General features: G+C 59.8%; 16 protein-coding genes and 1 tRNA gene. 13 read left to right on the top strand and 4 right to left on the bottom strand.

Features of this window, described 5'->3' with window-relative positions; all coding sequences use genetic code 11:
• Nucleotides 1-265: 265 nt before the first annotated feature.
• Nucleotides 266-2245, bottom strand: coding sequence for a hypothetical protein (locus LH19_RS04145; protein WP_234716074.1), 1980 nt, complete (start codon nt 2243-2245; stop codon nt 266-268).
• A gap of 192 nt (nt 2246-2437) precedes the next feature.
• On the opposite strand from LH19_RS04145, the gene LH19_RS04140 reads away from it, so the two are divergent.
• The 7 genes from LH19_RS04140 (at nt 2438) to LH19_RS27720 (ending at nt 13486) form a co-directional block, all read left to right on the top strand.
• Nucleotides 2438-2513: transfer RNA gene (locus tag LH19_RS04140), tRNA-Thr, on the top strand.
• A 247-nt stretch (nt 2514-2760) separates the two neighbouring features.
• Complete coding sequence (locus tag LH19_RS04135) at nt 2761-4848, top strand: hypothetical protein (RefSeq protein WP_054725034.1); 2088 nt, start codon at nt 2761-2763, stop codon at nt 4846-4848.
• Nucleotides 4814-5203: a hypothetical protein gene (locus LH19_RS04130; RefSeq protein ID WP_145923351.1), complete on the top strand. Its 390-nt coding sequence runs from the start codon at nt 4814-4816 to the stop codon at nt 5201-5203. Before LH19_RS04135 ends, LH19_RS04130 begins: the two co-directional genes overlap by 35 nt.
• The gene (locus tag LH19_RS04125; protein ID WP_054725030.1) at nt 5187-7697 is read left to right on the top strand and encodes an Hsp70 family protein; all 2511 of its coding nucleotides are present in this window, start codon (nt 5187-5189) and stop codon (nt 7695-7697) included. Before LH19_RS04130 ends, LH19_RS04125 begins: the two co-directional genes overlap by 17 nt.
• Nucleotides 7698-7787: 90 nt before the next feature.
• Nucleotides 7788-11051 (top strand): AAA family ATPase, encoded by a 3264-nt coding sequence (locus tag LH19_RS04120; RefSeq protein ID WP_145923350.1) that lies wholly within the window; start codon nt 7788-7790, stop codon nt 11049-11051.
• Nucleotides 11052-11540: 489 nt separating this feature from the next.
• A complete protein-coding gene (locus LH19_RS04115; RefSeq protein WP_006954973.1) occupies nt 11541-12755 on the top strand; it encodes an IS256-like element ISSpma2 family transposase in 1215 nt (404 codons plus the stop codon).
• Between the two features lie 2 nt (nt 12756-12757).
• Nucleotides 12758-13486: an McrC family protein gene (locus LH19_RS27720; protein WP_082395406.1), complete on the top strand. Its 729-nt coding sequence runs from the start codon at nt 12758-12760 to the stop codon at nt 13484-13486.
• Here LH19_RS27720 and LH19_RS27715 read toward each other — a convergent pair.
• A protein-coding gene (locus LH19_RS27715) for an IS5 family transposase (RefSeq protein WP_234716168.1) occupies nt 13417-14117 on the bottom strand; the annotation gives its coding sequence in 2 pieces (ribosomal slippage) (nt 13417-13841 and nt 13841-14117; 702 coding nt in all). The two genes, LH19_RS27720 and LH19_RS27715, sit on opposite strands and share 70 nt — an antisense overlap.
• Between LH19_RS27715 and LH19_RS29320 the strand changes: the two genes are divergently transcribed.
• Both LH19_RS29320 and LH19_RS29800 read left to right on the top strand, forming a co-directional pair.
• Nucleotides 14059-14199 carry a hypothetical protein gene (locus LH19_RS29320; protein WP_234716212.1) on the top strand — a complete coding sequence of 47 codons (141 nt, stop codon included), beginning with the start codon at nt 14059-14061 and terminating at the stop codon, nt 14197-14199. The genes LH19_RS27715 and LH19_RS29320 overlap by 59 nt on opposite strands.
• 11 nt (nt 14200-14210) lie before the next feature.
• Nucleotides 14211-14654: a 5-methylcytosine restriction system specificity protein McrC gene (locus LH19_RS29800; RefSeq protein WP_082395405.1), complete on the top strand. Its 444-nt coding sequence runs from the start codon at nt 14211-14213 to the stop codon at nt 14652-14654.
• Here LH19_RS29800 and LH19_RS04105 read toward each other — a convergent pair.
• Together LH19_RS04105 and LH19_RS04100 are read right to left on the bottom strand one after the other, a co-directional pair.
• On the bottom strand, nt 14651-14920 hold the full coding sequence (locus LH19_RS04105) for a DUF4258 domain-containing protein (RefSeq protein ID WP_054732965.1): 270 nt from the start codon (nt 14918-14920) through the stop codon (nt 14651-14653). The genes LH19_RS29800 and LH19_RS04105 overlap by 4 nt on opposite strands.
• A gap of 96 nt (nt 14921-15016) precedes the next feature.
• Nucleotides 15017-16009, bottom strand: a complete 993-nt coding sequence (locus tag LH19_RS04100) for a helix-turn-helix transcriptional regulator (RefSeq protein WP_054732962.1) — start codon at nt 16007-16009, stop codon at nt 15017-15019.
• A 62-nt stretch (nt 16010-16071) separates the two neighbouring features.
• Here LH19_RS04100 and LH19_RS04095 point away from each other — a divergent pair, with 62 nt between their 5' ends.
• From LH19_RS04095 to LH19_RS04080, 4 genes are all read left to right on the top strand, one after another.
• Nucleotides 16072-19407 carry a TM0106 family RecB-like putative nuclease gene (locus tag LH19_RS04095; RefSeq protein WP_054725025.1) on the top strand — a complete coding sequence of 1112 codons (3336 nt, stop codon included), beginning with the start codon at nt 16072-16074 and terminating at the stop codon, nt 19405-19407.
• A 48-nt stretch (nt 19408-19455) separates the two neighbouring features.
• Nucleotides 19456-19716 carry a hypothetical protein gene (locus LH19_RS04090; RefSeq protein ID WP_054725023.1) on the top strand — a complete coding sequence of 87 codons (261 nt, stop codon included), beginning with the start codon at nt 19456-19458 and terminating at the stop codon, nt 19714-19716.
• 40 nt (nt 19717-19756) lie between these two features.
• A complete protein-coding gene (locus LH19_RS04085) occupies nt 19757-20029 on the top strand; it encodes a DUF3892 domain-containing protein (RefSeq protein WP_054725021.1) in 273 nt (90 codons plus the stop codon).
• Between the two features lie 79 nt (nt 20030-20108).
• Nucleotides 20109-20819 (top strand): hypothetical protein, encoded by a 711-nt coding sequence (locus tag LH19_RS04080; protein ID WP_145923349.1) that lies wholly within the window; start codon nt 20109-20111, stop codon nt 20817-20819.

Raw genomic sequence — 20819 nt, 5'->3', positions numbered from 1 at the left:
GACCCGCTGTCCGTGGCCGGCCCAACGGCAACGCCGCCGTGCGGTCAGCGCGGCGTCAACATCGGAGAACAATCGCGCCCTTGGCGAAGCCGCAGGCGGGGCGGTGTGCGCGCGGGCCTGGGCTTAGCCGCCGCCCCGGCAAGATCAGCGAGCCAAGAGCGCTGCGCGGCCCACCGTGCAAACGCGCGACCTCTGGCGGCAGCCTGCCGCCGCCAGTGCGCGCTCATTTCAGGCCGCGCTCAACTTGCTGTCGGCTCAGTCCTTTTCAGGTTTCCCAAGCCTGATTGAGCACCACCGCTGCTAACGCCGATTTGTCATGCGGGAAAAATCGACCGTAATGCTTCGCGACAATTTCCGGGCTGTCCTGGATGGCATAGCCCGCCTGCTCATAGGAGCCAGTTTTTTTGAGGACATGGGTAGCCAGAACGTCGCGCACATTGTGCGGACCGTGTGGAAGTAGGCCCTTGATCGCACCGCGGCCGGTATATGGATTGTAGATCCCATAGCGCTGGATCGCTAGGCGCCAGGCATCGTAAAAACCGACTTGGCTATAAGCGGCATTTTTCGTGGTCAGCTTGGCAGACTTCACGAAGAAGGTCTTCGGATCCTCGGCGCCCCCGAGCAGGATTTGCCGATCGCGCACCAAGTAGATATCTATGAACTCATAGAGCCGTCCAAGATTGGGCAGCAGCAGGCGATAAGGCTTTCGGCTGAAAAAGGACGAGGACGCATTCTTGAAGGCAACCGCCGGAATGAAGACCTCCCAGCCGCCCGAAAGATCATTCCATCGCAGTTCACCGCATTTCAGCGTTTCGAGCTGTTTCTCGCTGCTGTGACGCCCACCCCGAACGCAAAAGCGGAGCTGGCGCAAATTCTTCTGCCGGAGGCCAAGATGCAGTCCGAAGCGCAACATCAGAAAGGCGCGCACGGCCTCGGCCGCCGCTTTCGGATACCGACGCGCACTCGGCATCCGATCCAATATCTCCTCGGTGATTTTGCGATATTCGCCGACAGGGCTCTCGGCTTCGAGGATGGGCAGTATGGGCTCGAAGGGATCGCGATGAACTTTCGCGACGCGCTGGACGTCCTTCTTTCGGTTCAGCGCATAAATGGTGAACCGGTCGCAGACCGCATCCCAGTCCCGCCGCGCCTCATCGACATCCGCAGCTGAGATCAAACTCTCAACTGGCTGCAGCGCATCTGCAAGGTCAGGGTGTTGCCTCATCCAGCCCGTCTTGTCGCGCGCTAACGAGAGCGCGAAGTCGAGCATGTTGATTTCCCAGCTGGTGTAAAATCCCCGGCGATCTTCGCGCCAATGGAGATACCAGTCCCAAAGAGACGGAAAGAGCAACATGGCGAGACACAGCCTATCGATCGGAACGCCGAGCCCTTTGACCTCGCCAGCGGCCGGCGACCGCAGCGCACCGAATAATAACCCGAGATGCTCGAGTTTCTGCGATGCCGTCTCTTCGCCCCACATGCCCTGCCGTAGAAGGCCTGATGGAGCCAGGGTCGAGGTTTTGAACGCGATGAGGCGACCAACTTCTTGCTGGAGATGCAAAGGTGCATCCCGGCACGCCAATTCCGTTCCCTCGTCCGTATCAACCTTACTGGAACAGCCGCCGCCTCGAACACGCGCGTCGCCAAAATTTCCCGGAAAGCGAAGCGAGAATCGCTGCTGCGTCGCTTCGCGCTGGAAGCGCCGATAATCTGTCGCGCCCTCGATGATGACCGACCGCACCCACGCCAATATCTCCTCGCGCTCGCGCTTGGGGCGTTTCGAGAAATCGCTTGGGAGGTGCCAAGCAAGCCGGCGACGCTCGGCAGTCGTAAGTTTCGCAATAGCAGGCCGCGCAGCGGCGCGGCCGCTCCGGTCCAGCTTCGCGTGGAAATAGCCCGTCGGCAGACGATAGCGCCGCTCGATTCGTTCTAGGACGGCGAGGCTTTCTACGGTCCCTGGCGATTTTGCACCGACGGCCCAGGTCTGGATCGTCTTGCGGTCAGTCTTGTCGCCGGGACGGATGATGGCGCGATGGAGATGATTGCAGCTGTCGCCGTGCCGCATCATGTGCAGCGAGAGCGCTTCCGGAAACGTGGGTGGATCGATCCAGTCCTCGACCGACGGCTCAGGGAATTCGACAATCGGCTTCGGTTTGGGTCCCCGCTTCAATTTGGGCCGAAGGACGGCCTCCGCTTCGTCGCTGACGGATGTGAGGGATGGTCGTTCTGCCAATATTGTGGGCACGTCTGATAAGCTCCTGAAATGGGATGCGGAGCGGCGCCCGATGCCAGAAGCCCATTTTAAAAAGGGAAATGCCGTGCGACCGGGCCAATGCAGCCACGCGAGACCAACCAAAGCGGTCGATATGGTCGAAAACAGATTCTGCGCGAGGATGCTTGTCTTACCATCGGCACGCTGGTAGAGGCGCCCCTCGTTGCCGCTTTAGCTCAGTTGGTAGAGCACATCATTCGTAATGATGGGGTCACAGGTTCGAGTCCTGTAAGCGGCACCATCGACCCCATAATTCAATGACTTAGATGGCGCGGACCGAGATGGTTCTTGCGGCTCGCAATGCTGCCCGCGACCCTCATGCCCAGAAAAAAGAATTGATCCGTTCCCGACGACCGGCGATTAGAACACCGGGGGGAGAATGACGCAGTCACGACTCTCAGGAAGAGCACGCAACAGCGCGCCGACTTGAGAGCGGACAATTCAAGCTGCTCCCGCACTCTCGTCAGTTCGGTAGATCAGAGAAGCTTGTGACGGCGCCACGACTTTCAGATAATCCTTTTGCAATACTCGGCGTCAGCCCCAGATCGCGGCGGAGCGAGATTAACGACGCTCACCAAGATGCGCTTCTCGATGCCGAGACCCCTGACGACGAGCGCAAGCTCGATATGGCGCGGCAAGCCCTTTTCACGCCGCGAGACCGTTTGTCGGCCGAACTGGCCTACCTTCTGGGGATGCGACCGAGCGATGCGCGCAAGGCACTAAGCTTCCAATCGTCGACGGAATTCGAGCAAGCTGCCAAAAATGCCGATGGCATTGCCCAGGCGAACCTCTTGGCAGAGGCCGCATCCCTCGCAACGAGCAAAGAAGGTGCCCGAGAAATTGTAGATCAACTTCTGGCGGCTCACGAGGAGATCGACGAAGGGGACCTTCACCGAACCGTCGAGGAAGAGAGATCGGTTTCCGGCTTCGGTACTGTTTCCCGTGCCGATCTTGGCAGCGAACTCAAGACAATCACCGAGCAGCATGCAGAAACAGCGATTGCAGCCTTCAAACGATTTGACGCCCCTGCCGCGGAGGTCCTTCGCATTATCGAAGTGAGATGCGCCGCCAACACGCTTCGCCAAGATCGGCTGGCTATCGCCCTTCTCGCGCAATATGAGCGTTCCGTCTCGACTACGCTCGAGAACGAAACATCGGCGATTTCCTCATTGCTGGACGAGTATGTCGAGGACCTCTCGGGTCGCGGAGCTTTCCCGGAGATCGAACGAAGATTGATTGATTGGGACAAGGTTGCGCAGCCGCTGCAACGGGCGGATGAGCATCTTGGCGCAGATGAAGCTCACTCCCAACGCCTGTACAAGGTCATTCGAAGGGCGGTGCTAACATTAGCCAATGAGCGTGAGCGTCCTTCGGATGCACTGCGCCTGAGCGAACTGGCTCAAAATCTCTTCGCCGAGCTCCCCACCGCCGCGGCGCAGCTGGCGACGGATGTCGAGGCGTTGGTTTCGCTCGAACAGGATCATCGGGTCGCATCTATCCTCATGCCATTGGCTGCCGCAGTTGATGCAGCGGAAGGGAATTTGAGCAGGACCAGCGCTACACTGGCACGGTCAGGCTTCACCGTTAATTCTCCTGATCCGATCGGAACGATACGACGCCTGTACGGAGAGATCGTCGATAATCAGAGAGAACAGAATGTCATAGCCGGCGCCGTGCGCATCGTTCGGTCCCTGTCGATCGCCCTCCACAATGAGCAGGAGGATTGCGACGGAGCGACCATCATTCTCGACTACCTGTTTCTGGTAGTCGATAGGCTGCCGAAAGAACTTGGGGCCGCTCTGCGCCGAGATCGCAACACGCTTGAGCGGACTACGGCATCCGTTCGCCTAGCGGAGGCACTCAAATCCGGACGATTGAAGGATGCGAAGCTTCACTGCGCGATCCTTACCGAGAGCGACGACCCCGAGGAGCGGGCGCGTTTCATCCAAATACAACGACAAATCGACGAGAAAATCAGCTCCGCCCGCACCAGCTCGTTCGTAACCTGGGGTATCATTGGCCTCATTGCCGTCGTTGCTATCTACAGCAATTCGGGAAGCAAAGCAGACAGCGCTGCCGACGAGGCTGCCTACGCAAGTTCGGAGGACGCTTTCGTCGACGAGGCGGCTCAGACTACGGACGAGCAATCATCCTATCCAAGCGAAGCCACCGCTACGTCAGATGACGGCGTGGAGACGCCCCCTGCCCCTTATTCAACGGCATCGCTCTCGATATCGGAACTTCGCTACTGTCTCAAGCAGACCGAACGGCTAGAGGCAGCGCGAACGGCCGTAAGCTCATATCCACAGCAAAACCGCTTCAATTCAGAAGTCTCGGACTTCAATAGCCGATGTGGTCGCTTCAATTACGATCAAAGAGACAAGTCGGTCGTCGACGGCGAAATTGCCGTTGAATTGGACCGGCTACGGCAAGAAGGCATCGAGCTGGTTGGGCGAGCCCCCTCGCCGACGCCAATTACTCCGCCCGCACAATCCTTTACGCCCTCGAATCCCGGTACGCCGACGTTCGGGGATGCGGTTGATGCACTCGAAGAAAGTGGCGCTGATGGACAATGATGTAGAAATCTGGGCGAACCTGGCTTCGGACTACTGGAAGTTGCTGCGCAGTTGCGAGCGGGTATCCGAAAGCCTCCCTGAGGGCAGGAGCGAACGGTTCGCGGCGCAGCTCCGTTTCTCGTCGGGCAGGCTTGCGCAGCATCTCGCGGCCCTTGAAATCGAGCTCGCCACTTTCGAGGGCCAGCCATTTGGCCCCCAAATTCCGGCCGTGGCGATCAATCACGAGGAGTTCGCCGATGCGGATTCTTTAATCGTCGATAAAGCCATCGAACCGGCGATTATCTATAAGGGACAAGTAGTTCATTCGGCACGAGTGGCGATTAAGAAGGCGGACGACCATGTACCTCGGGATTGATCTTGGAACCTCAAATTCGGCGATAGTCGGCATCGATAGCGGCGGTATCCGGCTCTTCAAAACGGACGACGGGAAGGATGTGCTGTCGAGCATGCTCCACTTCGACCGGCGCGGTCATATGTCCGTGGGAACCCGCGCTCAGGCACAAGCGGAGCTCGCGCCGGAAAACGTCGCGCAGGGTTTCAAGCGGCTCATGGGGACATCGAGCACGATCGAGCTAAAGGGCGCGGAAAAAACGCTCACTCCTGAAGAAGCAAGCTCGGAGATTATCCGACAGCTCATTCGGCAGACGACGGCAGAAGCCGGCTCGGTCGATGTGGAAGGCGCGATTATCACGATCCCCGCAGCCTTCAACCAGATGCAGTCAGAGGCGACGATCCGTGCTGCCAGGGAGGCAGGGTTACCACGCGTCGGATTGCTTCAGGAACCCGTGGCCGCGGCCATGGCCGCCCTGGAAGGTGCGTCACGGCGTGATGGCCGCTTTCTCGTTTACGATCTCGGCGGCGGCACTTTCGACGTTGCGTTGGTTGAAGCCAGCGGCGGGGCCGTCAATGTGATAGCGCACGAAGGCATCAATATGCTTGGTGGCCGTGACTTCGACCGGAGCATTTTGGATTCCATCGTGCGCCCCTGGCTCGCGGGCAAATTTAACCTGCCCGCCGACGCCTCGGTTCGTCCCGAATATCGGCGGATGTTTGGTATCCTGCGAATGAAGGTCGAGATGGCCAAAATCGAGCTATCTACCCGCGACAAAGCTATTGTCTTCCTGAGCGAAGAGGATGCGCGAACCACCGACGAATCCGGCGCCGAGATATACGCCGAAGTCGAGGTCACGCGCGCTCAGCTTGAAGGGCTGATCGCGGACCAAGTTAGTGACTCGATTGCATTGTGCCGTAAGATACTGACGGACAATGGGTTGAGCCAAGATGACATCGACCGGATCGTTTTCATTGGCGGACCGTCAAAAATGCCGATCATACGCGAGACGGTGAGCCGCGAACTGGGGATTCCAGCGGACCATAAAACCGATCCGATGACAGCCGTTGCGAGAGGCGCCGCAATCTTCGCAGAGAGTCGCGATTGGGGAAATCCGACGGGGCAAAGGAAAAGCGCACGCGGAACCATAGCGGTCACCGGAAAGCTTGAACTGAAGCTGGCATTCACCGCGCGGACGTCGGACGAAAATGCACGGTTGCGTATCACCTCCGACACGCGCGGCCAGACTTATCGCTATCAAATTACAGGGCCACAAGGCTTCGATAGCGGAATCGTCAACTTCGACGGCAGTGCCTCGCTCAGCCTTCCTCTGCCACACCTCGGCGCTCATCAGTTCCAGTTGTCCGTTACCGATCAGGACGGCCGTCCCGCATGTGCCACCCAAACCATAGAATTTCACAGATCGGCAGCGACTGCGGCCGCCATCCACGCAACTCAAACCGTCTCGGTCAAGGTCGCGGACGGCCCTGCGTCTGAGCGCCGCAACATTCTCGTGCCACTCATTTCGAAAGGCACGCCGCTACCGGTCAAAGGCACGTCGGCCTATCGTCTTCGAGAAACGTTGACCGGTGGCGTGTCCTCCCATTTCGATGTTGAATTGTTCAATCATGCAGAGGGGGTCGATGACCCCCTGCTAAACCTGTCCATCGGCGTCTTTCGCGTTCACGCAGACGACATCCTTGATCAAGGCGACACGTTGGTTGCGGGTTCCAGCATCGAGATCCTTTGGAGCATGGATGACAATGGTTTGATCAATTGCGAAATTGCGATTCCGGACCTTGGAATTCATTTGGACAACAAGAGCTACTATGTCCCGCAAGCGAACCATGAACGCTTCGATGGTGACGAGGGAGGTCAACTCGCGTCCAAGAAGCTGAACGAGGCGCAGGAAGCCCTCTCTCACGCAAGGTCCGCCCTCGGCGCGTCGTCTGAACTGGACCGAATGGAGCGGAGGCTTGCGCGCCAGCAGGAACTGCTCGACAATTCCACCGACGCCGAAGCCCGGCGTTCGGTGACGGAAGAAGCGCTGCACGTCCAACAGGAACTTGCCAGGCTTGGTGATGCACCGGAGCATCGCAAAGCAATTCTGCTCGAAGAGATCGACCGGATCGAGGAAGGTGCGGCCGACCTCATCGACAAAATCGAGGCAGAAACGGCCCAGCGCCTTTCCATCCTGCTACATTCGGCTCGCGAAGAACTCAGCAACGGCAATTGGAAGAAGGCTAGAGACCTCGTCGAGCAGGCGCATGCGATCTTTCAACGCGCCCTATTTCAACAACCCGCCTTCATTGCTGCCGTCTTCGAAAACCTTCGTGACGAGCGGTTCTCCGCGCTCGATAAAAGCCTTCACGATCGTCTCTCCAGCGAAGGCGAAGCAGCGATCTCTAACGGTGATGTGGAGGGGTTGCGAGATGTGGTCGCGCAGATGTTCGGAAATAGAATGCCGACTGAACACTCTTCGAAGGGCGTCTCAATGCTCGCCGGCCTCCTGCGATAAGGAGAACCGCCGGCCCGACCAAGGCGTCCGTTTGACGAACGCGTCGGGTTGAAATCGCCCCTCTACATCGACAGCGGAGATGAGAAGTAAGTGACCCGAGATTTGATTTTCCGCGATGTCGAGGGCCGCGTTTATCAGCCGGTACAGCACTACAACCGCAAAACAAAGAAGTCCGCCTATCGCGCAAAGCCTCCGGGAGCGTCGAACGAAACCGATGATTGTATCGAACTGGATACCATCGAGGAAATTGCCAAGGCCATGCTGGTCGATGGTCTACCCGCTCGAGTGAAGGCACTCGATGGCGGCCCGGTAAACTATCTGAAATTCGGAGCGCAAAAACTGGTCGCCTACGAGCTCGAGCCAGGCATCGCCGGGAAGATTGGCGTCCATTCCGCTTCTGGTGCCGTCCCTTCGCAAGCTGATAAGATTCGAAAATTCATAACGGATCAGCTCGTCGAACCCGCCCGCGGTCGAGGCGAGACATCAATCGAGATTATGTCCGGCGACGTGCATAAATCGATGGGATTGCAAAACTCATTGCCAGCTGTTTGTTCGGTGCTGGAAGGTGCTGCGCTCGCCCAGCTCGCAAACATGAAATTGATCGAGCGACACAGCCCAATCGGTAGCGATAAACCCAGCTCCACGATCCGCTATCGGTTCGCGCTGGAAGGCGCTTCCGTCGTGGCGATCGATCGCAACGCGTTCGACCGCCTAAAGCTGAAATTCCACGCTCTCCATCCGGACTTCGTCAGCTTCGAGAATTGCCCGAGCTTTGCGGCCCGAGAGGATGGCTACAAACGAAAAGTAATAAGCGAAGCCGCCCGACTGCTGGCGGAACCGGCTGACAGCAATGATGCGGACCTCGGTCAGCGTCTTATCGAGCTGCTCGCAGGGCGAGCCGGTCTGGACTGCAACCTGATCGACTGGCGCGCGCAGAAGGTCATCGATAGCGCCCGCGACGCCGATCCAGGACGCGTTACGGCCGCAGTCGGGAGATTGGCAAAGGCGGATGATGCCGCAGATGCGGTCATTGCCTTTGTGGACGAGGTGTGGCCGATTTTGCGAGGAGATTTGCCGAGCAATCCTTACGCCGAAAGCCGAATGTTTCCTACAATGTTGAGGGCTTTGGTCGATCCGCAGTCGGTGCTGCCGATCCGCTCCAGCCCAACGGAGAACGCCGCCCGAATGCTTCTCGGCGAGCCAGCATTCGCCAACGCCAAGCTATCTCGCGATGAGGTGCTGAAGGTGACGGCCATGGCCCGTGAGATGATGCGGATCATGGCAGAAGAATGGGATTGGGCGCCCCGAGACCTCTGGGACGTCCAGGGTTTCATTTGGGAAACATGCCAAAAGCGCTTGCAGGATGATGACATGACCGACGAAGAGCTGCTCCATCTTTTCGACAGCTGCGATTATTTTCGCACCCGTCGCGTCAAATGGAGCGACGCGAAGACAGCGACATTCTGCAGGATGGCGCGAAAGGCACACGAACTTGGCTTCGACTGGTATCGAACGAACATCCCTCAAATCCGGCTAGGGCGCAAGGAAAGCGACGCAGCGCGAGCTTCAGGGACTGTGGCTTGCTTCCACGCCTCGCGCGGGAGAATTGAATTTTCACACTCCTCCGGCGAACTGGGACTGACGGGCATCTTTGATTGCGATCCGGAAGGCGAGAAGGCCTTCTCCGACGCACTCGACAAGCAGCGCGAGAGGATCGCCAACTGGATCGCCCCGATTCCACCGCGCGCCGGATACTGGCCCAGATACGACGAAGAGGTAGCCGCAGAAGAAAATGGCCCGAAGGTGAGCAAGATGCCCAGTCCAACCAATCTGATCCTCTATGGACCGCCCGGAACGGGCAAAACGTACCGCACGATGGCAAAGGCCGTCGAGCTGTGCGGAGAAGTCCCGGACGCAGAAAGGACCGAACTCCGGAATCAATATGATCGGCTGCGCAAAGAGAAGCGCATCGAATTCGTCACCTTTCACCAGAACTTCGCGTACGAAGAATTCGTTGAAGGCCTACGTCCGGAAACGGCGCGCGCAGAAGGAGAAGGAAGCAACGCCGGATTCGAGCTCAAACCGAAGCTCGGTATCTTCCGGAATGTCTGCCAGTTAGCCGAAGCCGCGGCGGACGCAGCAATAGGCGGCAAGCCTTTTGACCTCGACGGCCGACGCGTATTCAAGATGTCATTGGGACGTGCAGGGGTTGAAGACCATATTTTCCAGGACGCAATCGACAATGGCTATGCCGTGCTTGGATGGGGCGGCGACATCGATTGGACACCTTATGATTCCTACGAGGCGATCCACGAGCGTTGGAACGAGGATCATCCCGGAACCAACGGCAATGACGCAAACATCATCCAGACTAGCCGCTTCCGCGCCGACATGGAGGAAGGCGACATCATTGTCGTCACTCACGGCAACAGGCTGATCCGGGCGATCGGCGTCGTTACCGGACCCTATCGCTTTGAACCCGGCGATACGCGCGACTACAACCATCGCCGAGATGTCGATTGGCTCAAGATCTTCCGCGAACCCATCGATCACACCGTGATTTATGATGTGCCGTTCATTCAATGGTCTTGCTACCTACTGAAGGAGCAGCACCTGAACCGCTCGGCATTGGCCAATCTGCTGCCGGGAACCGGCGGCCCCGCTGAGCCGCCAAAGCAATATGTTCTCGTCATCGACGAGATCAATCGCGCGAACATATCGAAAGTTTTCGGCGAACTCATCACCCTTATCGAGCCGGACAAGCGGCTCGGGATGGACGAGCAGCTTAAGGTGCGCCTTCCCTACAGCGAAGACGAGTTCGGCGTGCCAGCGAACCTCCACATCATCGGAACCATGAATACCGCAGACCGTTCGATTGCACTGCTCGACACGGCACTTCGCCGCCGTTTCCGGTTCGAGGAAATGGCTCCCGACACATCGGTCGAGGCGTTCCAGGAAGCGGAAGTAGAGACCGGCCTACCGCTCGCCGATGTTCTCAACACCATGAACCGCCGGATCGAGTATCTGGTCGACCGCGATCACCGGATAGGCCACGCCTTCTTCATCGGCTGCCAGACAGTCGGCGATGTCAATGGGGTGATGCGCGACAAGGTCATTCCACTCCTTCAGGAATATTTCTTTGATGACTGGGGCCGACTTGCTGCGGTGCTGGGCGAGCGGGAGAATGGCGGCAACTTCTTGGCCTGCCAAGTCATCGACGACCCGATGGGTGAAGGCGGCCAGCCCTTAAAATCCTGGCGAGTGCGCGACACATTTGAAACCGAAGCTTATGGCCGGCTTGTCTCGGGTAAGCCGACATCCTTGCTTTCCGAGCGAGGCGCTGAGACTGCGTGAGCCACTTCACGGTACATGAATGGGGCCATGTAAAGCTTGGCGAAGGCGGGTTCGAGCGCGCGCAAGCCGACGCATTACATGTTGCGGCGTCCCAACACCCACTCGCTCACCGGGACGCCACCAATATTCTTGTTTATCGCAGGGACCGTATTGTCGCGCGCCAGATGGTTGGAATGGTGGCCGCAAAGGGCTGCAGTCTGGAAATATTGCCGAAGATTGATCCAGAAGGCGCACCGTTGGAAAGCGCTCAAACTGTCAGAGACCGACTCGTTAGGATGCTCGACGTTGCACTTGATCTAGACCTTAATTTGGGAAGTAGCGCCGCAATCCATGTTAGCGTCCGCGCTCGTGGTGTAATTTCCGGTGTAGGCGATGGTGTATTCCGGGGTGGGGCATGCCCCACCCCGGAATGCGGCGTCGCTGGTGGCCACCGGGTTCATCGTTATGGTGGAGTTTGCACACTTCAACCGTGACGAAGAGGAGTTCCCGATGACCGAGGACAGATTACTGATCGAAGAGCTTGCTGCGAAGGGCGGCCAACCGGATTTTTTGCGCACCATCGCCGAGAACGTGCTGCAGCTGATCATGGAGGCCGACGTTGATGGCCTGATCGGCGCGGGTCGCCACGAACGCAGCAGCGAGCGCGCGACCTGGCGCAACGGCTATCGCGACCGTTCGCTGGATACCCGGGTAGGCACGCTGAACCTGAAAATCCCCAAGCTGCGTGCTGGGTCCTACTTTCCGGGCTTCCTTGAGCCCCGCAAGATGGTCGAGAAAGCGCTGGTTGCGGTGATCCAGGAAGCGTGGATCGGCGGGGTCAGCACCCGGCGGGTCGATGAACTCGTCCAGGCCATGGGCATGACCGGCATCTCCAAGTCCACCGTCTCCAAGCTTTGCAAGGACATTGACGAGCGCGTCCATGCCTTTCTGAAACGCCCGCTCACCGGCGAATGGCCGTATCTCTGGCTCGATGCCACCTATCTCAAGGTACGCGAAGGCGGGCGGATCATCAGCGTTGCCGCAATAATCGCCATGGCCGTCAACACCGAGGGCCGGCGCGAGATCGTCGGCCTGCATATCGGCCCCTCGGAAGCGGAGGTCTTCTGGTCCGACTTCCTGAAGGACCTTGTTCGGCGCGGTCTTACCGGCGTGAAGCTGGTCATCTCCGATGCTCACGAGGGCCTCAAGGGCGCGATCACCCGCGTCATGGGCGCCACCTGGCAGCGCTGCCGGGTGCACTTCATGCGCAATGCCCTGTCCTATGTGCCCAAGGGCCAGAACACTGTCGTCGCCGCCGCGATCCGCCAGGTCTTCCTGCAGCCCGATCAGAAAAGCGCAACGCAGGTCTGGCGACAGGTCGCCGACCAGTTGCGCACCCGTTGGCCCAAGCTCGGCGCCTGCATGGACGAGGCCGAAACCGACGTGCTCGCCTACACCGGCTTTCCCACCCAGCACCGCACGAAGTTACACTCAACCAATCCGCTCGAGCGGCTCAACAAGGAGGTCAAGCGCCGCGCCGACGTCGTCGGAATCTTCCCGAACGAAGACAGCATCATCCGCCTCGTCGGGGCTGTGCTGATGGAGCAGAACGACGAGTGGCAGCTCCAGCACCGATACATGCAGATCGAAGGCATGGCCGAACTCAACCAACCCATGATCGAGGAGGAAAATCAGCCCCTACACATCACCGCCAAAGCCGCCTGACGATGGCCCACGGCCACAGCCGAAATTACACCACCTTGACGGACGCGACCGCAATCCATCACCAGCGTCATACGCTTCTCGAAATTCTGATCCGTGCCTTCGCAGACAAGCTTCTGGCCGAAGTTCGTCGAGGCCTGCCACGGCTTTATCGCCAATGCGAAGAGGATTTGCCAGCGCTGCGCGGCCGTCTCGACGTGATCCGGCAGTTTACTCGCAACGCGGTACGACCAGACAGGCTCTCCTGCCGTTTCGATCAGCTCGATACTGACACGCCCCTCATGCGGATCATGGCGGCCGCTACCATCTACCTTGGAAGATACGCACGTTCATCAGAGACCCGCCGCAGGTTGGATGAACTCCGCCACGTTCTCGTCGACGTACCAGCCGTGCCGGTCAATAGACTGCCCTGGAAGGAAGTGCGGGTTGATCGTACCAATCGGCGATGGGAGAGCCTTTTCCGCCTCGCACAGCTTCTTCTCGGACGAGATTGGCAGGCTACACACCATTCCGCGAAATCGCCCGAGGGGCTAACTCTGCTCTTCCCAATGAACGACCTGTTCGAGAAATACATCGCCGCGATGATCCGCAAAGCATTGACCGGAACGGGTATCGAAGTAGTTGATCAGGGCGGTCATCGCGCATGCTTAGGGCTGAGACTCATTCAGAGCCAGAAGGCCAAGGTAGTGACCAGCGCGACGGCTGACAGGAAGTTGGCGGCGAGCTTGTCGTAGCGTGTGGCGATCCGACGGAAGTCTTTGATCCGGCAGAAGGCATTTTCGATGAGGTGCCGGCTACGGTAGCGGTGCTGATCGTATCGGATGGCTCGCTTGCGGTTGCGGCGACCCGGAATGACGGGGCTGGTGCCATTCTCGCGCAAGGACGTCCGCAGCCGGTTTGCGTCGTAGCCCTTGTCGCCGAGCAGGTAGCGCATCGGTCCGGCGCGTTCGAGCAGTGCCGGTGCAGCCTTCACATCGCTGACATTGCCCGCCGTCAGCATAAGGGCATAGGGGCGGCCGAGAACGTCGGTCAGGGCATGGATCTTGGTTGTCCAGCCGCCGCGAGAACGACCGATCGCCTGCGTCTGGCGCCCCCTTTTCCACCAAAGGCCGAGCGCTGGGCTTTGATGTAGGTGCTATCGATCGCCGTGCTCTTCGTCACCGCACCCGCCCCTGCCAAGGCATCGAGCAACTTCGTCCAGAACCCCCGCCGCGACCAGCGGTTGAAGCGGTTGTAGACCGTCGTCGATGGTCCATAGTCTGCCGGACAGTCGCACCACCGGCAGCCGGATTTCAGTACATGAAGGATGCCCGAAATCACCCGCCGGTCATCGACCCGTCGCGCACCAGGCTGGTTCCGGGGCAAGTACGGCTCGATCGCCAGCCAAGCTTCGTCCGACAACCAGAATAAAGAACGCGACATCGTGAAGGGCCTCCCGCTGCGGTGAAGGCCCTTTGAATCAATACATACAAGCAATTTCAAGAGGCTGATTGGGTTTTAACCCTAGGTACGTTTACCGGTCAGCATCTGACGACCGGGGATGTATTCCGTACCAAGCCGGACATCATTTTGAGGAAGCGCGGAAAGATCCTCGCGATCATTGATACAAAATGGAAAAAGCTCGCAAGCGATCCGCTTGACCGCAAGCACGGTGTTTCCCAAGCTGACGTTTATCAGTTAATGGCCTATGCTCGGCTATACCCCACCCGTGAGCTGATGCTCCTGTATCCGGAGGAGCCCGGTCAGCCTTGCGGAGAGCGCACGCCATTTGGAATTGCAGGCGGAACTGAACGCCTAGGTATCGCAACGATAGATACGTCCTGCGCTGAAACCGAAGTCGTTCGCCGATTGGGTGCCCTCTGCCGGCAATTTGATCCAAGTCCAGACGCACTAACGGCCTAAAACTTCAGCCTTTGCAGGCGATGCGCCGCCGTAACGATCGCCCCGTCGTCGCTGACGACGACATAGCTGTCGAGCGCGCGCTCGAGCTTCGAGTAGCGCTCGCGCCCGAATGCACCAGCCAGTCGCCGCCGCGATTTCTTGTCGAGATAATAAACATCCGCGCCGCGATGACGGCGGCGCGTCCCATAAGCGAGGATCGCATCCACCGCCTCAGTCGAAATTCCACGCTGCTGGATGCGCTGCCTCGCATGCTTTGTCAGTCCCATGCCGTCCTCCCAATGGTTGCCGAGCATCCAAAATAGGAGATTGGGACGACAAAAACTGTCACCCGCTCGGCCTGAGGTCAAATTGGCTCGCGCCCCTTACGGCAAGGCTTCAAACTCGCGCTGATGCCCATGCACCATCTCGCGAAGCCGAGCGGGCTGCAGCACCTCGACCGACTTCCCCCATGAGTAGAGATGCCAGCACATTTCGAGATGTCCCGAGGCCTTGAAGCGCACGAGCAACGACCCATCGGCCTCTTCCTCGACACTCTGCGTAGGGTGGAACACGAACCGCCGGGCATGGGGTGCAGCGTCTGGCGAGAAGCGCCAAATGACGTCGCCATGTTCGGCAGCATTCTCGAACGAGCCAAAGCCCTTTTCGGAATGTTCGCGGATATTGAAGCCGGGATCGATCTCGAAGCTCGTGTGCAGCACCTCGGCCGAGTAGATTTCCTCGACCCTGTAATGGCGCAGAGGTGCCGTTGCTGGCTTGGCCATGTCGCGAGCGACTAGATAGCGGCGCACACCGAGCAAGAGGCCGTGCGGCGCTACCACACGCTCGGTCGGCTTGTCCTGCGTCCGGCGCCGATACGAAATGCGGAGCAGAAACGGCCCCTTCAGGCTCTCCGATATCGCGCTGTCGACCTCGCTTGTTCCGGCCGGTCGCGGCCCCGGACGAGCAGCATGCCCCAGCGCTTCGAGCAGGGCTTCCTCATCGACGGCCAAACGCGTGCCAGCATGGGCGGGAATCAGCGCCCTCACCTTCCGTTCCATCTGGCGGACCGTTGCAGCCTCAGCGGCCATGCCGGCCGCGTCGAGCTGGCGAATCGCCGTTGTCATCGCGGCAAGTTCCTCGGCCGACGGCAACAATAGTGGTGCCACCGCCCGCGCGGGGATGCGCCATCGCCGCTTGCGATCGTCACCGTCTTCGGGCTCAGTCTGCGGGAAAGCCGCCTCAAGCGCGACCGTCATGCGCTGCGCCGATCGGTGGACACAGCCGAACTCCTCGACAATCTCTTCGAGTGACACCCCGCTACGGCGCGTCGCCATCATCGCCAGCTTGAGAAGGTCCTGGGCCTTTGCAAACGACATCCGATTCTCCATGACAGCTTTTGTCGTCCCGAACTGCCATAGCGGAATAAAGGGGATTGTGTATGCGGATGATCGACGACGCCCTGAGGCTTTCGGCCTCGGACCTTATGCGGTTCAAGGGATGCAGGCACGCGACGACGCTCGATCTGCGGCTGATCGAGGCCGGCGACATCGCGCCGTGCGAGGATGGCGAAGAAGCCGAACTTCTTCAGAAGCAGGGCGACGCCCACGAACTTGGCTTTCTCGAGGCGCTCAAAGCGCAGGGCAAAAATGTCGTCGAAATTCCTAAGGACGGGATCACGCTGGAAGAGTCGGTCCGGCTCACACGCGAGGCGATGACGGCCGGCCCGGACATCATCTTTCAGGGCGCGCTGCTCGGCGGCGCATGGGGCGGCTATTCCGACTTTCTCGAACGGGTGGAACGCCCCTCCAATCCCGGAAGCTGGTCCTATGAGGTTGTCGATACCAAGCTGAAACGGAAGCCCGACCCCAAACATATTCTCCAGCTCTCGCTCTACTCCGACCTGATCGCCGACCTTCAGGGCGTCCGGCCGGAATCCGCGCATCTCCAACTCGGCGACGGCTCGCGTTTCACCGTGCGGCTCGCCGACGTGGCATCTTACGCACGCCATGCACGGGCGGTGTTCGAAACCTTCCTGACCGACCGTCCGGAAACGCGGCCCGAGCCTGTTTCAAGCTGCGGCCTCTGCCGCTGGAAAGAGCATTGCCGCGACGAATGGGACAAGGCCGACAGCCTTGCCCTGGTAGCCGGCATGACAAGATCGCAGCGTGGAAAAGTCGAGGCCGCAGGCATCGAAACGCTCGGCGGCCTCGCGGTCCATGACCAGCGCATCCCGAAGCTCGCTCCTGAGACCCAGCAGCGGCTCCAGACGCAGGCGCGACTCCAGGCCGCGCGACGCGCCGGCGGGCCTCCGGGATTTGCATTGCGGGACTATGAGCCCGGCAAGGGATTCGGGCTGCTGCCCGAAGCCGACGACGGCGACCTCTTCTACGATATCGAGGGCGATCCCTATTATGAGGGCGGCCTCGAATATCTCCACGGCATCTGGTTTCGCGATGCGGGCGAATGGAGCTTCCGCGCCTTTTGGGCGCATGATCGTGCCGCCGAGGGCAAGGCGGTGGCGGAGCTGCTGCAATTCTTCACGGCGCATCTCCAGCGCCACCCGAAGGCGCATATCTATCATTATGCAAATTACGAGATTGCGGCGCTTCGCCGCCTGACCGCGGAGCATCGCATCGGCGAGGCCGCCATGGACCAACTTCAGCGTGAACGGCGGTTCGTCGACCTGTTCCGCGTGGTGTCGGGATCGCTGATCGCTTCCGAAAACGGCTATTCGATCAAGGATCTCGAAGCTTTTTATATGGAGAAGCGCGAGGCGGATGTCGCAACCGCGGGCGCGAGCGTCGTCTTCTACGAGCGCTGGCGGGAAACGCAGGACGGCGAGCTGCTCGACAAGATCTACGACTATAACCGCACCGACTGCATCTCGACGCAGCTGCTGCGCGACTGGCTGATCCGCGACGTTCGCCCTGAAGGCCTGCCGTGGCCGAAGCTCGGCGAGGTGCCCGACGCGGGTCCGCTCGCGAATGTCGAGGCCGAGGATGAAGAAATGGCGGCGCTGCGCGAGCGGCTCCTTCCGGTTCGCGACCGGCTCGGCGAAGACATCGCCGATCTGCTGCTCGACCTCAACTTCTTCCACAAGCGCGAAGACAAGCCCGCATGGTGGGCGATCTTCGACCGGCTCGCGCAGGAGAGCGAGGAACTCGTCGATGACCTTGAATGCGTCCAAGGCCTTGAGGCGGTCGGCGATCCCGTCAAAGTAACGGCAAGATCGTTCGAGCGAACCTATCGCTTCCCGCCGCAGGAGACCAAATTGAGGGCGGGCCGCAAACCCTGCGTCAAACCCGCCGCGATGCCCGAGGATGTCGATCTGCGCGAGATCGACCACGAGAAAAATCTGCTCGTGCTGCGCCGCTCGACGACCAAAGGCGAGCTGCCCGAGCGGCTCGATCTCATTCCGGCAAAGCCGATCGGCAACGCGACGCTGCGCGCTGCGGTTGCAGCGGTAACCGACGCCATCATCGACAACCCCGGCATGGCCAGGGCCATAGAACAATTGCTCACGCGCGGGGCGCCGACGTTTCGCGACGGCGCGCGGCCGGAGGGCATCATCAACGCCGAAGGCGATCTCCCGGCGCAGACCAGCGCCGCAATTGCCGCCATGGATCGCACGACCTTGGCGATCCAGGGACCGCCCGGCACCGGCAAGACGTATGTCAGTGCGCTATCGATCATCGACCTCGTCCGTGCGGGCAAGCGCGTTGCGGTTTCGTCGAACAGCCACAAGGCGATCACCAATCTCCTTGAAGCGGTCGCGGACCGGAGCGCGACCGACGGGGTCCGATGCAGTGTCGTTCAGAAGGCTGCGGACGATGACGATGAGAATGCCCATCCCGGCATCGTCCTCGTGAGCGAGAATGACGCGCCTGAAATCGGGACCGCCGATGTCGTCGGCGCTACGGCGTGGCATTTCGCTAGATATGACGCGCCGGCCTACGACTATCTCTTCGTTGACGAAGCGGGACAGGTCTCGCTTGCCAACATCATTGCCATGTCGCGCGCGGCCCGCAATCTCGTCCTCGTCGGCGATCCGATGCAGCTGCCGCAGCCGCTTCAAGGTACGCACCCCGGACGGAGCGGCGATTCCTGCCTCGAATATTTGATCGACGGACACCGGGTCGTCCCCGCCGATCGCGGCATCTTCATGCCGGTTAGCCGCCGAATGCATCCCGCAGTCTGCAACTATATCTCGGTCGCCTTCTATGAGGGCAAACTCCACTCGGACGACGCCGCCGGCAGTCAGTCTCTAGTTGCTAAGGACGGGCGATCGCTCGTCGGCGCGGGCGTCCGCGCGATCGAGCATTTCGGGCGCTCGCAGGTCAGCCCCGAAGAGATCGAGGCCATCAAAGCGCAGATCGAGGCTGTGATCGGCGCAATCTATCGCGCGCGCGACGGAAATGAGCGCGTCATCGGCCACACCGATATTCTGGTAGTCGCACCCTACAATGCCCAGGTGAACGCGCTGCGCGCCGCGCTACCTGCGGCTGTCCGTGTCGGCACGGTCGATCGCTTCCAGGGGCAGGAGGCACCGGTGTGCCTCGTCTCCATGACGACATCGAGCGGCGAAGAACTGCCGCGCGACATCGACTTCCTCTTCTCGCTGAACAGGATCAATGTTGCCGTCTCTCGCGCGCAGACGTCGGCGGTCGTCTTCGCAAGTCCCCTCCTCCTCGAAACACCCTGCCGCACCGTCGAGGAAATGATGCTCGTAAATGCACTTTGTTTGCTTCGCGAGCATGGGGGTGACAGCTTCTGACATGCTGAGGTGCGAATCTGCTTTCATCGAACGAAAGGAGATTCGCTCATGGCCTACTGGGATATCGGACTTCGCCACATCGTCGACGTTGACGGGCAGTTGCTGGCAATCGACGCCGAGGTGATCGACACGGCTTCGCTTCTCGCGAAGGCCAATCTTCCGACCGACCGCCAGCTCTGGCTGGTCCGGGCCGGCGAATATTTCGCGCTCGGTGCGAAGCAGCTTCTCCGCCTCTCGCAGGACGAAGTGCTCTTCTTCGAGACCGCCGAGCGCGTGCAGGCGCCGATATTTCACAAACGGGCCGCCTGAGGCCCAACGCCCCCTAAGCAGATTTGGAAAGGAAAAGCTCATGGCAGACGTGCAAGTGACGTGCATCAACAAGCAGCCGCGCAACGATCCCTATGAGGGGATCACCCACCTCGGCGGAGCGACCTGGCACTGGACGCGCCAGCAGGTTATCGATTCCATCGAGGCGAAGACCAACACCTTCTACACCCTTGTCGGAAACAACCGCGGCAACATCGGTGTCGTGAATGGCCCGAACGGCAAATATCTTCGTACCTATGCCGACGGAAAGTGGAACGACAACCTTCTCGCGCTTCCGGAATGTCCTCGACGCTAGCGTCTAATTGGCCCTATCGTTCGACGCGGCAGGGCCGGGGTCCGGCGCCCCGAGATGATCAACTGACAGAAAGAGAATTATGCAGGAGCGGTATCTCGGGGATTCTCACGACTTCTTGAAGTATGCCCTGCTCCGGCATCTTAGCAAATCTCTTGAGCTTCGGATCGGGGTGAACTGGTACCTTACAACGCCCGATCAGGTTGACCGCCCGGGCAACAATGATGGCGAGAAGCGTCATCATCTCAAAGGCGGGGTTTGGCGTGATGCGGACGCCGAGCTCTTCGAAAAGATCGGCAAGTTCGATACGGTCGCTGACCGCAAGCTTTCGAACGTGGCTTCGTGGGAGATTCTACCGCCCGACACTTGCTACTTTGCGGCCCACGTTCCGGCGGATGACCGTGGAAGCTGGCACCAGAACGCGATCGCCGAATTGCAGTCGGCCGACCTGATTTTCCTCGATCCGGATAACGGCTTCGAGGTGACCTCAATGACCGCGCGAACCCGGCCCAAATATTCGCTCTTCGGCGAAGCCGCGGACTATGTGGCTGCGGGCAAGTCTGTCGTTGCAATCCAGTTCGCTCGCCAATGCGACCCGATACAGCGAGCGGTCGATATTCGAAGCAAGCTCGTCTCACTGGTAGGAAGTCAGGCGAACTGCCCGGTCATTCGCGGGCGCGTTGCTCCCAATCTTCTATTCTTCAGTATCGTTCCGGGCGCCAATCGCGAGCGGTGGCGGCGCGCCCTGCTCGACTTTGAGAAGAATTGCGCCAAGGCCGACATCATCGAGTAG

Source organism: Sphingopyxis macrogoltabida, assembly GCF_001314325.1.
GTDB classification, from domain to species: domain Bacteria; phylum Pseudomonadota; class Alphaproteobacteria; order Sphingomonadales; family Sphingomonadaceae; genus Sphingopyxis; species Sphingopyxis macrogoltabida.
This window is presented reverse-complemented; position numbering and strand designations above follow the sequence as displayed.